Below are 13,535 nucleotides of genomic sequence, written 5' to 3'. Positions count from 1 at the left end.
GCTCTCTTTTCATATTAGAAATCACCATAATCTGTCCCCCTCAACCTTGACTCCACTCACTATATATTCATTAATAAATTATTGGTTACTCTTCATTTCATTCCAATTACTATTTTATTTTAAATCTGCACTCCCCTTAGAAGCATACATAAGATATCAAGTGGTATTCTTTTTCAATATTATTTTTTATCCGAGAGCGCCTTGAATGGCGCTCTTTAATTTTTAAATAATTACGAGAGCGGATTTTATTATGTTGTACAAGCACTACTTCGCTTTATTAAATAGTCTATATAGACATTTAAAAGAAGGGAGCTTTAAATTCATATGGCTGATTACTTTTATAAAGATGGTAAAAAGTATTATAAAAACCAAGCGCATTCGGACCATCAAAAAAATAACTGTTTTGTTGAGACTCATACAATTGGTGGTTCGGGAGAAAATTTAAATGGAAATATACCTACATCTATCGACCTCCTAGATACCACTCCACAAACAGTATTTGAAGATTTCACTAACAATCACAATAAAACATTAATTCAGTTATTTGTTGTCGGTATGAGTGCCCCCGTTCAAGTAACTATTCTAACAAGAAAATCTAGCGTACCAATTACTACTACATTACAACCCGTTCAAACAAAAATATTTCAAGTTGAAGATTTTCAAAGTCTTACTTTTACAAAGCAGGAAGGTCCTGCTAGTGTAGTTAGTTTATTTATTCAAAAAACATTTTGTATATGCTGTAACGATAATAACGATTCATGTGATGAATATTACTACGAATGTAATTGATAGATTAAATCACCAGAAGAACCCTTTATATAAAGGGTTCTTCTCCTTTCTCTCCCCTCATTTCCCCGTTTTTTATTAAAATAACTATTTTGTTTAAAGTGTATTCACTCTTTATTTTCAACTTTCATATACTTATACAGACTTTAAAAAAATACACAATATAGTTCTTGGTCAAAGAGCTCCATACGCCCTAATGGTGCTCTTTTCTATTCAAATAAGGATTTTATTTAAATTTCATTAACCTAGTTACCTTGAATTTCTTGCAAACCTTGTAAGAAGAATCCGTTTATAACAAACGGGTTCTTTTATTACATTTTTCAATTCAAATATCCTTCTCATCAAGGTATGAAGAAGATCACTTTTTCTTTAAGTATCCTTATGAACAAAATTTATAACCTTTACTCCACTTGGATCTATATTAAAAGTAATAGTTTCTATGCCATTCGGAGGATTATGAGCTCCTATATAAGTTTTATATTGAACTGTAACAATAAAATTAAAGTTTTCTTCTGGAAAACGTTCAATCTTTATAATTTTTGTGTCCGTTAAACTATACTGATGATCTGGTCCAAGCTTACTTCTGATAACTTGACTTGCATATGGTGCTAATAAAGTATTATAAGAATCATAAAACTCTTGATCATTACTATTAACCGCTTTGATATCTAAGGGATATAAAAATGAAACTGCCATTACAATTCCAAAAAACAAACTAATCACTTTACCTTTTAACACATAATCACCCTTATTTAATTTGGATATCCGTTAACCTCCCCAGCATAAGAGATGACTATTCTTCATTCTTATCTAACTTCTTTTATTCAAATAGCGTTTTGGTTATAAACTCATCTTTTTAATTGCCTTACATTGAAACTCTTGTATATGGTAAAATATAGTAGATTCATATTTTAAGGAGGTTTTATAATATGCCACACGAAGTTTGGCTGCCTATTCTCCTAGCAATATTCGTTGTATTTTTCCTTGATAAAGAGGAAAAACACAAACAATAACTTTATTTCTTTTTTCCAGCTTAAATATATGTACGCAGTATTTAAGCTGGTATTTTTTCAAATAACGATTTTGTCTTACTCCTCAACCAAATAAAACCGTGTTAAAATTAACCCATAATTTGTAAGGAGGTATATAAAATGCTCTCACCGTATACATGTGTATCTTGTGATCAACCTCTCATACAACACGACGAACATTCATTTATCCATTACTGCATTAATCCAAATTGTGAAGAAGCAAAACTACACTTATCTCTGTTGGAAGAGATGGGGTTGTGAACCCTATCTCTTTTTCTTTCCAATAAGGATTTTGTTTAAATTTCATTAACCTTATTGATTCCTTTGCATACAGTATTATCACAAGGGATTCCATAGGTGGCTCTGGTCAAGTTACCTTGAATTCCTTGCACACCTTGTGGGAAGAATCCGTTTATAACAAACGGGTTCTTTTATTTTTGCTCGTATAATACGAATTTTGTTTAGTTATCATTTGATTAATCATATTTAGATTTTATTAACATACCTTAATATTAATCAGGAATTACACTACCCTCCAGTAGATTTGTAGTTCCTATAATTGAGCCTATGGCTCTGATCAGAACCTGTTTGTTATAAACAACAGGTTCTTTTTAATCCCTCTTTACGAATATTCTTTTCCACATTACACATACTATCTACGAGTCAGCTACACTCTTTCAAAACGGAGCTTTACCCCTCCGGACTGTTTAGGCACTTGGCAGGTGATTTGGTCAATCATCTGCCATTCCGATTAAAATAACGCTTTGGTTAAAATTTTTGATTCTGCCATTCAATAATACAAGCTGGTTCAATTTCTTCAAATTCTTGTGTTTCTACATCAAGATCAATGACAGAATAGCTAGGTACTACTAAAAATTCTTTTCCGCAAACGTTACAAGTAGGATCATCAAGTGCATAAACTCCTTTAATTGTGTCAGGATTTTGCAAATCAAAATCAGCATTTTCGAAAACTACAAGACCATTACACCCTTTAACGTTACATCTATGTGCTTCAATAGCCATTTCTCATTCTCCATTTCTTAATAAAGCTCAAATTTTATACCAATTAATTGACTGAAATTGAATTTTTTGGGATTATATGATAATATTTATATATAAAATCATTACCCTTATAAAAAAGAGCTATGAGCCTTTCCACTCACGGCTCTTTTTTATTACAATTTTCATTTCATATCTACACGATTTTGACTAGCTTCTCGGCTAAATCCGTCTGGGTATCTCGTTGCTAATTTAGATATATTCATTTGAGCACTATCTTCTAGGGTATATCCCATTTCATGAGACATGATTGAAATGTAGTACAGGATGTCCCCTAGCTCTAAAGCGATTTTATGTGTATTTCCTTCTTCTTCTCCTGGACAATGAGCTGGATCAAATCCATAACCATGAAAAATTGCTTTTTTTTACAACATCAGCAACCTCACCAGCTTCTCCCGTAAGACCTAATGCTGCATTTAAAACACGTCCACCAAAATCGTTATTTGTATTCCATGTACGTAATGCCGCTTCTTGATATTGATCTAATTCACAAATATGATTGATATTCATTACAGCTTGTCCTTCCTTTGATTCACTAACTAATTTAGTTGTTTCATATACACCGTTTTCCATAACGTTCATTTTATTTTCCCCTTCCTATTTAGCAAATTCCTAATCCTAACGGACGATTTTCAATTAAATACTTATCAGCCTGATCTATTACAAGGAGTGCAACTTCCACTTGATGCCTTCTTAACGTTTTTGCCATCTTTGGCAAGCTCATGCCCTGATTCCACATTTCACGAAAACGAATTACATCTCTTTCATCCCAAATGAAGTTAGCTTCTTCTAAAGCGATGTATACCTTCAACCGTGATTCTTTCATCACTTCATGGTTTCTCGCTACACTCATAAGCGAACCTACTTTCTAGTAAAAAATTATTTTATCTTTTCAGTAAACTTAGTATCTACACGATCAACTTTACCGTTTACCCAAACCGCAACTTGCTCACCGAATCCACTCATTGGCGGATTTACTGCTGTTACATTTCCGTCCTTCACTATTAAAAGTTTGTTGCTACTAACATCAATTTCTATTTTTTTCATATGTCCATCTCCTTTTTACTACCGCATGTACTCGACAACATCAGGTTTAAAACCACTTCCTAAATAAACCCGTACCGGAATTATTTCTTTTTTATCCCTTGCTGCCTTACACAATTCTTCAGCTGTATCCCAATTAAAAAACTTATCTACAGCTCTTTGAAATCTCCATATTGCCATTACATACTGTTCAAAAATATCATAGCGATCATCTTGTTTAGTTGTGCGTGGTAATTCATCCGTACACTTTGCATTCGTTGGAACTTGGACGCGTACGTCAGCGTATGTAGTGCGTCCAGTTCCTCTCTTCACATTTGCCTTCATTGCATCGAACTCACAAATTGCTGGCTCTACATCAAAAATATTTAGTTGCTTAGGCATGTGCCAGCCCACTCTTCTGAATAAGATCCAGTAATTCAATTGCCCCTTCCTTGCTTAAAAACATTCGGCCACCTAGCAACTTTGTGTTGGTTTCGGAAACTTCACCCGTTACAAAGCAGGACTTTTCATATTTTCTTAGAACAATGTTTTCACCCTCGACATAAAAATCTAGTACTGTTCCTTCGGCAATACCTAAAGTTCTGCGTAACTCTATTGGAATTACTACACGACCTAGCTCGTCCACTTTTCTTGTAACGCCTGTATTTTTCATTACTTGCTCCCCCTTGTTAGCTTACTTTTTGTTGTTGGTTCCGATGTAACTCTTTTTTCATTGATTCAAATTTTATTAACCATGCTTGCCAACGCTTATCGTTTTCTTCTTGCTGCTGGATTGCTACTTCGCAATTACAACCGCTCGTTTCAATTACACCTGGGTAAGTTTCTTTACGAATAATCCCTGTATTACGGCATAATGCACACATGCTTATTCCTCCTTATTAGAAACCTAAATTTGTAAGCCTTTGATCAGCTGTTGTAAATTTCAAAACCCTTGAATCCCCTAATAAACGACTAACTGTTTTAGCATCGTATTTATTAAAAAGTTGTTTTCCAGTAAAGTTTGTTGTGGTAAATGTACTCATTCCTTGTCTAGCGTTTGATACCGCATATAAAAGGCGTTGAATGAAATCCGATGCCTGTCTATTCGAATTAGTTGACCCGCTTTCTGCGCCAAGATCATCTAACACAACAAAATCAGCTTGTCCAATTAATTGAACGAAATATTGAAGTGTATATTTACTGCTCTTATCATCAAAAGAATCCATAATCATTCTTGTTATTGCTTCTAATTCAACGTACAAGCAACTTTTCATAAGATGATAATTTTCTTCTTCTTGACTGATATCCCAAAAATATTGATTTAATTCATGAAGCATACTGTATGATAGGAAACTTTTTGCCGTCCCTTGATTTCCTGTAAATACAACTTTTCTAATTTCTCCTTTCTTTAAATCCTCCAAGGTTTCTTCAACAGCTTTCTTGTGACTAATCGTTTCATTACACACGGTTCTGTAATCAGATAATCTTGAAAGAGGAATTTTCTTATTTGTAATAACACTAGCCTTTTCCAGCATGTTGAATTTCTGTAAACGGCTAATCTTCTTATAATGAGCGTTAGCTTGTTCTTCCAAAACCTTATTGTTTTGCTCAACAACACATCTTGGACAAACAGGCTTACCTTGATAAATAATCATTTGAACTGGCTTAATGATTGTTTGTCCACCTATTACATAGGAGTGATTCATACATTGATCAGAATGGTAATTCACCTTCGATTCCAGGGATTCCGCCAGTTTTTTCATTGGTGTTGCCATTTCTATTCGCTCCTTTTTCACCTTTGTTCTTAAACTCTATTTCTGCTGCATTTACATCAGCTAAAGTACGAATGTTTTTGTTAACCCACTGTTTTAAAATCCCTTCAGCATAATTCCATTTCTTCTGCTGTTTCAAAGCACGCTCCATAGCTGCTTGTACAAGCTCTTCGCTTGTATCGTTTACCCATTGCGAAATACTTTCGGCTATGAATGAATTTAAAATACCAAAATTATTTTCATAGAAAGAGAAGATGCTACTACTACTTTGTATATTAGTATTTTGTTTATTAGTACTTAGTTCTTTAGTACTTAGTAGCTTGGGATTTTCCATAAATGGAACTTCCATTTGTGATTTTTCCACAAGTGGATTTTCCATATCTGGATTTTCCACTTGTGGGACTTCATAAATAATTGTCTCCCAGTTAGTAATCTTTCCCTTTTCGTTTTTTACAGGAAACCTTCTAACATAACCGAATCTTTTTAGTTCTTTCATTCCTACTCTTAAACTATCAATTCCATCTTTCGCATGAGTAGATATTTCCTCCATGTAAAACACCCAATCATCTGGTAACGATAAAATGTAAGCCAATATTCCTTTTGCTTTCCAACTTAAACGTTCATCTCGAAGACCTGTATTATTAATGGTTGTGTAATTTTTACTTTTACTAACTCGAAATGTTGCCATTTATTTACCTCCTTGTACAAACCGCCACATATACTTGTCCACTTTTGATAATTCGTTGAATTTCATAATGCGGATAACCAGCCTTGAAATACTGTTCAATCATTTGCTTTAATTCATCCCTGCTCTTTGCTAAGATCCAAAACTTATTAGGTAATAGTACTTGATATTCAGTTAGACGCATCTACTATTTCCTTGCTTTTCGTGATATACTTATAACAACTGTTTTTTCTTAAAGGACCCACTGCCATGGGTCTTTTTATTTTGTTTTACGTCACTCCAAGCCCACTGTTTTATTGGTTCATAAGTAATGTAAAGTAACAATGCGCTGCACGCGATAAACATTGCGAATATAACTAACGATGTTGTATCTTCCACTAAATCACCTCCTTTTGTGTTTCAAGCCAAGCTTCTAAATCCTTTTGTAGGAAAAGTAATTTGCGCCCTTCCCTAATCACTGGAAACTGTGGATGACTTGCTAATTCATACATTCTACAAACAGCGATATTGAGATATTCTGCTGCTTCTTTCACCCTCATTACTTTGTTTGGTTGTGATTGTTGTTGAAACTGCGCTAAAGCAGCTTGTATCTCCTCTCGAACAACTTCGCGGATTGATTCTTTAATGATTTGATCTAATCCCATTTCTTTTTTCTCCTTCCAAAATTATATTAACGATGGATAATCATACTAACCTTGGCCGTCATGCTTTTATGTATGATATCTCTTCATTGAAATCTTTCTGTAAAATGTTGCAATAACTATTTACTGCAAGCGCTGATTTTACGTCTCTCCAATTTGCTGCGAAAAGTTTTTTTCCACCATCATGAACAACTTAATTCCCTTCCATAAAAACAAACTCATTTACTGGATGTTGCAAAACTTGTAATTGGCTCATTTTTTTCACCTCCTTTAGTTTCATTCAATGAAACTTCATATTCAAAATTTTTTTCCTGCTCATTAAATAGAATGTCCGTTTCTTTACCTAAAACATTTGATATTTTTACAGCTACATCATAATAAACTCTTAGATTATAATTTATAATTTTATAGCAGTAAGACTTTGATATACCAACCATATTAGCTAATTCATGATATTTAAGACCAGAATCTTCAAAAGCTTTTTGAAGTGCCGTTAGTTGTTTTTGATTTTGCATCTGATCACTCCCTTCTGATGCTTACAAACTCATTATAAGTTTCATAACGTGAAACTTCAAGTATTTTTAACAAAAAAATTTCAGAGAAGGAAACTTTTTTACTCTTTACGTTTCTTGCTAGGAAACTTTATAATGTAATTAACGTAATTTACGATATATCGTAAAAAGGGGAGTATTTAAATATGGAAATGAAGGATAGAATTAAACAAATTCGAATAGATAACAAAATGAATCAAGAACAATTCGGAAAAGAAGTGGATTTAACTAAAGGGACTGTTTCAAAGTTTGAAAATGGAAAAGCATTCCCAAGTCGTGAAACCATAGAAAAGATAGCGAAGAGATTTAATGTACCTGTAAATTATTTGTACGGAGAAAATAAAGATGACGACTCTAGTGATGATAAATATAAAAAATTCAAAGAAATCATGGAATGGCTAGAACCGCTGCCAAAGGATAAAGAAGATATGGCGTTAGAACAAATGTTAGCTATCGCTCAAGCTCTTAGCAAACACCATAATAAAACAGAAAAATAGCCCCTTAATTAGGAATGGCTATTTTTTTAATTTCTGCTATATATTCTTCTAATTGATCTGGTGCATATTCTTTCACAGTATCTAAAAATAGGATTACAATTTCCTCTTTCGTCATCCTTAATTCTCCCCTTACATCCTGTTTTATATATTAACCGTCTTAAAGTGGAAAGTTTTTGTCGTTTCAGTCAAAATGTTTCCATTCCCTATAAAGCAGAAATGACACTATCAATTTGATAGTGTCATTTCTAATATTATATTAATTACCCGCCTCCTGGGCCTGGATCAATCATATATAAAGTTGTTTTTTGTTCTTTAGCACTTTGCACCTTATCTTTTTCTGTCACCTGAAAAGCTGTGATAGAAAGACAAGCTACAGTAGCAATAGTGAAAACTATTTTCAAAAGCTTATTTTTCAAGCGTTTCACCACCCTTTTTGTATAATTCAATTATAACATTTCAATGCTGTCTTTGGTAGGAATATATAGAAATAATCACCTGATTTAGAAAAACTTTCTATAGACATTTCTAGGTATTTCTTCCCTTCTTCTCCTCCCACCGCAAGCCCCATATAGTACAATTGAAAACTACTAAGATATCCATTTGTATTTTGTAAAGCTTGTAAAATTTTAATCGCTTTTTGATTTTCACCTAGCTTTACATATAAGAATGCTTTTTCAGCATCATCTAGATTTTCTGGGTTAATGGTATGTAAATCTTTTTCATGATATATTCTTAAAAATAATAGTGTATTAAGTACTTTTTCTCTTCTTACTTCTAATTTTTTATTCACTGGAACACCAATTATATTTAATGATTTCTCCATGTACTCTTTAGCATTTTGATAATTAGAGAAAACATAACTTTCTCCAATTTTGCAATATGCTACTGCCTTTGTGCTGACATAGCAATTACTTTGATCATTTATTATTTCAAAACATAATTCACGTGATTCGTCTAAATTATTTTCGTGAAGTGCAACGAAAACTTCCATTTCTTTTATTCTTAATAAAAGAGAATCTCTTAATGTATGACATTTAATTCCCAAGATGTCCGGTAATAATTGCTGAATATGTTCATTGACCATCTTATAATTACCTAAATCAAAAAAAGAGTAAATTGTATTTAAAACAGATATTATTACCAGCTCTTTATCTGAGTATTTTTGATTTTTTCTCATTTTATCAACTTTCTCAAAGAACCTCTTAGGAGTAGTTGTATTTTCACTTCTTTCTCTTAATGTTTTGTATAATGGAACCAAATTTAAATTTATCCTTACAGTTTTTGAATTGCCTTTTTTCTTTTCTTCTTCGCTTTTATTTTTATTAGTTTTAAAACTCATTATTCGTTGAATTACTAGGTCTTGAAGATCATATTCTCCAAACATATCTAACACTTCTAATGCTAATTTCAAATTTTTATGTGATAGTGTAGGTATACACTCTTTGATGCATTCCCTTCTAAAATCAACATTTTTAGGCTTATATAGCTTTAGCGCATCAACCAAGTGCATAAAATCAAATTTACCTTGCTTCTTAAAATAACTATTTACTGTTGTATGCGTTACTTTAAAACGTGTTGCCAATTTACGATTTGTATAACCATTTGATTTTAGACACTCCTGCATGTCATTTAAATCCAATAAAACTTGCACAATCCTTGTCCTCCTTATGGACAAAAAAGACAACGTTACCCTAGATGTCTTATATTTACAGGAAAACGTGCCATTATATCTAGGCTATGTGTTATAATTATGTTTGAGACTTATGACAAGTGTTTTCCCTAGCGCGTTTAGGGAGGACGGTGTAAGGGTGTTGCGAGCACCACTTGCACAGTCGTAGGTCTTTTTCACGTCCGTTTATTTTATTATTTTCATAATATCACATTTTTCCCAAAATTCAGTCGTGTAGTTATCTGATTCTTATTGAGAAAGTTTTAAAATCGTTATATATCAACGTTTCTCAAGGGAGCCTAACGGCTCTTTTTTCTACAATAAAAAAAGAGCCGTTAAGCTCCACCTATGTACTATATGCCTGTTCCAAGGTCTAAACTTATATCCCATCCACCGCCGCCTGGATCAGAAATCATTTTCCAGCCTGTACCAGGTTCTTGATTGTGTTTCCAACCACCACCCGGTTCATTATGCCACCCTACACCAGGATTAGTTACTTTATGTCCGCCTGGATCATTTGTGAATTTTCTCATAGTCTTACATCCTCCTTTATCTAATTCTATTAATATTTTACTATTATTTAACATTGGATGACAATCATATCCTATAACTGAATTTGTTTATATATGGTAGAATATATCCATCGCTGATATGTCCAAACATGTAATTTTCATAGCAGCAAAATTACAACTAGACTTATACAACATGATTCAAAACAAATGAAGGAGTGTTTTAAGTGAAAGGACATATTCGAAAAAGAGGAAATAAGTATTGTATTGTTATTGATATCGGACCTGATCCAGAGACAGGAAAAAGAAGACAAAAGTGGTTTTCTGGGTATAAGACAAAAAAAGAAGCACAGGCTGATGTGGCAAAGAAAATTACAGAGTTAAATGAAGGAACTTTTATAGAGCCATCTAAAGTTACGCTAAAAGATTACCTAAATCATTGGCTAGAAATTAAAAGTATGAGCATAGAAAAGAGTACCTTTGCTGGCTATAAGGCATTTATCAACCAACATGTTATACCTAGTATAGGAATGGTCGCGCTCCATAAATTAAATGTTATGCACATTCAAAAATGCTATAAGACTGCGATAGATAAAGGGATTGCAAACAATTCTATTCTGCTTATGCATAGAATTTTAAAGAGCGCTTTAAACCTAGCCGTAAAACAAAATATTATCTCTCGAAATCCAGCAGATTTTGCTGAGATACCTAAAAAAGAAAAAACCCCTATCCAGACTTGGACAGAGGAAGAAGTAAAAAAGTTTTTAGCTCATTCACAAGAATCACGATATCACATTGGGTATCTACTTGCAATAACTACAGGTATGCGTCTGGGAGAAGTTCTAGGTTTACGATGGCAGGACATTGATTTTGAAAAACATACTGTTACAATAAATCAAACATCTGGTCATGACAATAAAATCAAAACAACTGCAAAAACAAATTCATCAAAACGCACAATTCCTGTACCTAATGAAACAATAGCAGCCTTAAAAAGGCATAAAATTTTAATCAATAAAGAGAAATTAAGGTTTGGTTCTGCTTATCTAGATCAAGATTTAATAAATTGTAATGAGTTTGGAAGAATCATAAAAAGAGCACATTTCAGAAAAAGCTTCATTAGGATGACACACAAAGTAGGTATAAAAGAAATTAAATTCCATGATTTAAGACATACACACGCAACTCTACTATTGAAACAAGGAGTTAACCCTAAAATCATCAGTGAGCGATTAGGTCATACAGATATTTCAATGACATTAAGTGTCTATTCTCATGTTTTACCGAATATGCAGGAAGAAGCAGTTAAAAACTTCAGTAAAAGTATCTTTGGATAACCTATGTTTGCAAAATGTTTGCATTTCATCAAAATAAGTCAAACAGACGTTGTCATATCAGGGTTTGTTTGACCTATCATCTTATATTCTTGATAAAATCTCCGAATTCCTATTGAAATATTTAATAATGGAGCGTTCTCACCACCGCGGGTTATGCATTCGAATCGATATACATAGGAGAAAAAATCTTGTGTTTTTTCATCTTTTATCGGCCCAGACATCGCCTCACAAATATTTTGTGATCTAAGAGGGGAAAAATAGATTTCTTCTTCATTTGTATTTTCTAAATATATAGGACGCTCACAAAAAATATGTGAGATTAAAGCGGGCACCCACTTAGAATACGTTTCATTATCATGTAGTACTGGCAAATTAGAAATCAAATCGGATTGCCATTCATATTTTGGTGGTTCTACTAATCTATTTGGTTTCCAATCATGAATAATCTCATACCAACTTTGAAAAATATAATCGAGCTGCTCTTGTCTAATAGGTTCTTTCGATACAATCCATGGTGTATTTTCATTTAATACGTACGGGTTATGCTGAATAAACAATATATCCGAAAACATATCATACAATCTTTCATTCAAACGTTTCAACTTACTCGTTAATAAAAATGTCTTATAATGTATCTCTACGATGTCCAGCCATTCAATAGGAAAGTATATAAATGATACCTTTTCATTTAAAAGGGGTTCTACTATATTTTCAAATGTTAGCAGCCTTAATTTTTTCATAAAATGATTCCTTCCTTTCTTCAGTTGTCTTGATTATCAAAAAGCTAGAACAATAGTTACTTAATCTAATCCATTTAAACCAAGTATTTAAAAGAAACGTAAAAACTGTTTATCTACATAAACTATTATCAAACCGACTCTTTTAAAAATTCAAAGTAATTATCATGTATAACACCTCTATAATATTTGTATTTCAATACATTCGAATTATACATTACACCTAATGCATTGTACTTATCATTTACAATAACTTTACAAAAAAACCAAAAAAGAACACCTTAATTCGGTGCCCTTTTTACAAATATCAACCTTTATGTAATTGAACATATAGATAACAGTAATCCCCCAAATGAAATTGCTCCTAGTAAACCTACTACAACTCCTGTTAAACAAATACAATCAGCAAGACAAATAGAAGACTGCGATAATGGAACGAATGACCTACTTGTACCCGAACCATATTGTTTTATCTTCTCATAATTCATATCTAACATTAAATGTAGACATGTTACACCCTCCTCAATAGTATGTAGAGATTCTTTTTCTAATCGCTCCAATAATTTACTATCAAAAGCAACTGCTAGAGGGTACTGCTTATCCGATTTCATATTTTGATAAATTAGTTGCAAACGAGATAATATATTATTTTTCTTCTTTTCAGATGTTACTGTACATTTCATATTATTAAATTCATTTAATAACAGTGATAATTCATCTCTTTTTCCGTATAAATCTTTAGCTATTTTTCTCTTTAGTTTATACGAATGGAAAATAGATTTTAGTTCAACCATATTCATACACTTCCTAATTACATAGTATTTACCCTATTATTTTGTAGATAAACAGTACTTTTTAATCTTATTTAAAATACACTTAAGCAACTTATTTTACTATCGATTAACATTACATTAACCTTACACGGTTGTAATAAAATCATTAGCTAGAAGGAAGCAATGCCCAAACTAGACAGATATTTAATGATAAAACCATAAGAAAAAAACAATGATTAGATTTTAAATCTAGTCATTGCTTTATCCATCACATCTTGATTACATCTATATATCTTATTGTTACTTTTTCACTTGAATGATTGAATATATCCATTAATAATGGCTATATTCTTTGTCGGCACGTACATATAACTAATGTTTTTTAATTGCTAAAGTGAAACTTTAATCAGCTCTCACCAATCGGGCTTTTATGGGCAGTCCGCCACCTAACTTCTCTTTGCTCTC

21 protein-coding genes and 3 pseudogenes are annotated in these 13,535 nt (G+C 32.5%); 3 read left to right on the top strand and 21 right to left on the bottom strand.

Features of this window, described 5'->3' with window-relative positions; translation table 11 throughout:
- Positions 1-324: 324 nt before the first annotated feature.
- Positions 325-789, top strand: a complete 465-nt coding sequence (locus ACTFRU_RS01040) for an exosporium protein D (RefSeq protein WP_440037396.1) — start codon at positions 325-327, stop codon at positions 787-789.
- Positions 790-1,155: 366 nt separating this feature from the next.
- Here the strand turns inward: ACTFRU_RS01040 and ACTFRU_RS01035 are convergent, their stop codons facing one another.
- The 15 genes and pseudogenes from ACTFRU_RS01035 to ACTFRU_RS00965 form a co-directional block, all read right to left on the bottom strand.
- On the bottom strand, positions 1,156-1,524 hold the full coding sequence (locus tag ACTFRU_RS01035) for a DUF3888 domain-containing protein (RefSeq protein ID WP_440037395.1): 369 nt from the start codon (positions 1,522-1,524) through the stop codon (positions 1,156-1,158).
- Positions 1,525-2,585: 1,061 nt separating this feature from the next.
- On the bottom strand, positions 2,586-2,840 hold the full coding sequence (locus ACTFRU_RS01030; protein ID WP_440037394.1) for a hypothetical protein: 255 nt from the start codon (positions 2,838-2,840) through the stop codon (positions 2,586-2,588).
- Between the two features lie 161 nt (positions 2,841-3,001).
- Positions 3,002-3,458 (bottom strand): annotated as a pseudogene (locus ACTFRU_RS01025) (nucleoside triphosphate pyrophosphohydrolase family protein).
- 19 nt (positions 3,459-3,477) lie between these two features.
- Positions 3,478-3,729: a hypothetical protein gene (locus tag ACTFRU_RS01020; RefSeq protein WP_000109498.1), complete on the bottom strand. Its 252-nt coding sequence runs from the start codon at positions 3,727-3,729 to the stop codon at positions 3,478-3,480.
- A 26-nt stretch (positions 3,730-3,755) separates the two neighbouring features.
- Positions 3,756-3,923: a DUF3954 domain-containing protein gene (locus ACTFRU_RS01015; protein ID WP_000717826.1), complete on the bottom strand. Its 168-nt coding sequence runs from the start codon at positions 3,921-3,923 to the stop codon at positions 3,756-3,758.
- 18 nt (positions 3,924-3,941) lie between these two features.
- Positions 3,942-4,301, bottom strand: a complete 360-nt coding sequence (locus ACTFRU_RS01010) for a hypothetical protein (RefSeq protein WP_001125949.1) — start codon at positions 4,299-4,301, stop codon at positions 3,942-3,944.
- Positions 4,294-4,572: an AbrB/MazE/SpoVT family DNA-binding domain-containing protein gene (locus tag ACTFRU_RS01005; protein WP_440037393.1), complete on the bottom strand. Its 279-nt coding sequence runs from the start codon at positions 4,570-4,572 to the stop codon at positions 4,294-4,296. Before ACTFRU_RS01005 ends, ACTFRU_RS01010 begins: the two co-directional genes overlap by 8 nt.
- A 16-nt stretch (positions 4,573-4,588) precedes the next feature.
- On the bottom strand, positions 4,589-4,783 hold the full coding sequence (locus ACTFRU_RS01000) for a hypothetical protein (protein ID WP_367087881.1): 195 nt from the start codon (positions 4,781-4,783) through the stop codon (positions 4,589-4,591).
- A gap of 15 nt (positions 4,784-4,798) precedes the next feature.
- Positions 4,799-5,674 (bottom strand): ATP-binding protein, encoded by an 876-nt coding sequence (locus ACTFRU_RS00995; protein WP_440037392.1) that lies wholly within the window; start codon positions 5,672-5,674, stop codon positions 4,799-4,801.
- A complete protein-coding gene (locus tag ACTFRU_RS00990; protein WP_088867755.1) occupies positions 5,613-6,359 on the bottom strand; it encodes a DnaD domain protein in 747 nt (248 codons plus the stop codon). The genes ACTFRU_RS00995 and ACTFRU_RS00990 overlap by 62 nt, the downstream gene beginning before the upstream one ends.
- Positions 6,360-6,363: 4 nt before the next feature.
- Entirely contained in the window at positions 6,364-6,540 is a 177-nt protein-coding gene (locus tag ACTFRU_RS00985; RefSeq protein ID WP_088867754.1) for a hypothetical protein, read from the bottom strand.
- Positions 6,541-6,569: 29 nt separating this feature from the next.
- Positions 6,570-6,734 carry a hypothetical protein gene (locus tag ACTFRU_RS00980; RefSeq protein WP_000390298.1) on the bottom strand — a complete coding sequence of 55 codons (165 nt, stop codon included), beginning with the start codon at positions 6,732-6,734 and terminating at the stop codon, positions 6,570-6,572.
- Positions 6,734-7,000, bottom strand: a complete 267-nt coding sequence (locus ACTFRU_RS00975) for a helix-turn-helix domain-containing protein (RefSeq protein WP_000522024.1) — start codon at positions 6,998-7,000, stop codon at positions 6,734-6,736. The genes ACTFRU_RS00980 and ACTFRU_RS00975 overlap by 1 nt, the downstream gene beginning before the upstream one ends.
- Positions 7,001-7,058: 58 nt before the next feature.
- Positions 7,059-7,160 (bottom strand): annotated as a pseudogene (locus ACTFRU_RS00970) (Rha family transcriptional regulator); the annotation flags it as partial.
- Positions 7,161-7,215: 55 nt separating this feature from the next.
- Positions 7,216-7,512 (bottom strand): helix-turn-helix domain-containing protein, encoded by a 297-nt coding sequence (locus ACTFRU_RS00965; protein ID WP_130813784.1) that lies wholly within the window; start codon positions 7,510-7,512, stop codon positions 7,216-7,218.
- 182 nt (positions 7,513-7,694) lie between these two features.
- On the opposite strand from ACTFRU_RS00965, the gene ACTFRU_RS00960 reads away from it, so the two are divergent.
- Positions 7,695-8,045 carry a helix-turn-helix transcriptional regulator gene (locus ACTFRU_RS00960; protein ID WP_000425256.1) on the top strand — a complete coding sequence of 117 codons (351 nt, stop codon included), beginning with the start codon at positions 7,695-7,697 and terminating at the stop codon, positions 8,043-8,045.
- Between the two features lie 260 nt (positions 8,046-8,305).
- On the opposite strand, the gene ACTFRU_RS00955 is transcribed toward ACTFRU_RS00960, so the two are convergent.
- From ACTFRU_RS00955 to ACTFRU_RS00945, 3 genes are all read right to left on the bottom strand, one after another.
- The gene (locus ACTFRU_RS00955; protein ID WP_000791664.1) at positions 8,306-8,461 is read right to left on the bottom strand and encodes a hypothetical protein; all 156 of its coding nucleotides are present in this window, start codon (positions 8,459-8,461) and stop codon (positions 8,306-8,308) included.
- 26 nt (positions 8,462-8,487) lie between these two features.
- Positions 8,488-9,696 carry an AimR family lysis-lysogeny pheromone receptor gene (locus tag ACTFRU_RS00950; protein ID WP_440037391.1) on the bottom strand — a complete coding sequence of 403 codons (1,209 nt, stop codon included), beginning with the start codon at positions 9,694-9,696 and terminating at the stop codon, positions 8,488-8,490.
- 371 nt (positions 9,697-10,067) lie between these two features.
- Positions 10,068-10,247, bottom strand: coding sequence for a hypothetical protein (locus ACTFRU_RS00945; RefSeq protein ID WP_088867751.1), 180 nt, complete (start codon positions 10,245-10,247; stop codon positions 10,068-10,070).
- Between the two features lie 203 nt (positions 10,248-10,450).
- On the opposite strand from ACTFRU_RS00945, the gene ACTFRU_RS00940 reads away from it, so the two are divergent.
- Positions 10,451-11,560, top strand: coding sequence for a tyrosine-type recombinase/integrase (locus ACTFRU_RS00940; RefSeq protein WP_088867750.1), 1,110 nt, complete (start codon positions 10,451-10,453; stop codon positions 11,558-11,560).
- A 38-nt stretch (positions 11,561-11,598) separates the two neighbouring features.
- On the opposite strand, the gene ACTFRU_RS00935 is transcribed toward ACTFRU_RS00940, so the two are convergent.
- The 3 genes and pseudogenes from ACTFRU_RS00935 to ACTFRU_RS00925 form a co-directional block, all read right to left on the bottom strand.
- Positions 11,599-12,300, bottom strand: coding sequence for a pPIWI_RE module domain-containing protein (locus ACTFRU_RS00935; protein WP_088867749.1), 702 nt, complete (start codon positions 12,298-12,300; stop codon positions 11,599-11,601).
- Positions 12,301-12,611: 311 nt separating this feature from the next.
- On the bottom strand, positions 12,612-13,097 hold the full coding sequence (locus tag ACTFRU_RS00930) for a hypothetical protein (RefSeq protein ID WP_002024190.1): 486 nt from the start codon (positions 13,095-13,097) through the stop codon (positions 12,612-12,614).
- 209 nt (positions 13,098-13,306) lie between these two features.
- Positions 13,307-13,441 (bottom strand): annotated as a pseudogene (locus ACTFRU_RS00925) (site-specific integrase); the annotation flags it as partial.
- Positions 13,442-13,535 lie beyond the last annotated feature (94 nt).

This window comes from Bacillus cereus group sp. MYBK220-1, assembly GCF_051916445.1.
Lineage (GTDB): Bacteria > Bacillota > Bacilli > Bacillales > Bacillaceae_G > Bacillus_A > Bacillus_A cereus.
Note: the sequence above shows the minus strand (reverse complement) of the source record. Positions and strands in the feature narration are given on the sequence as shown.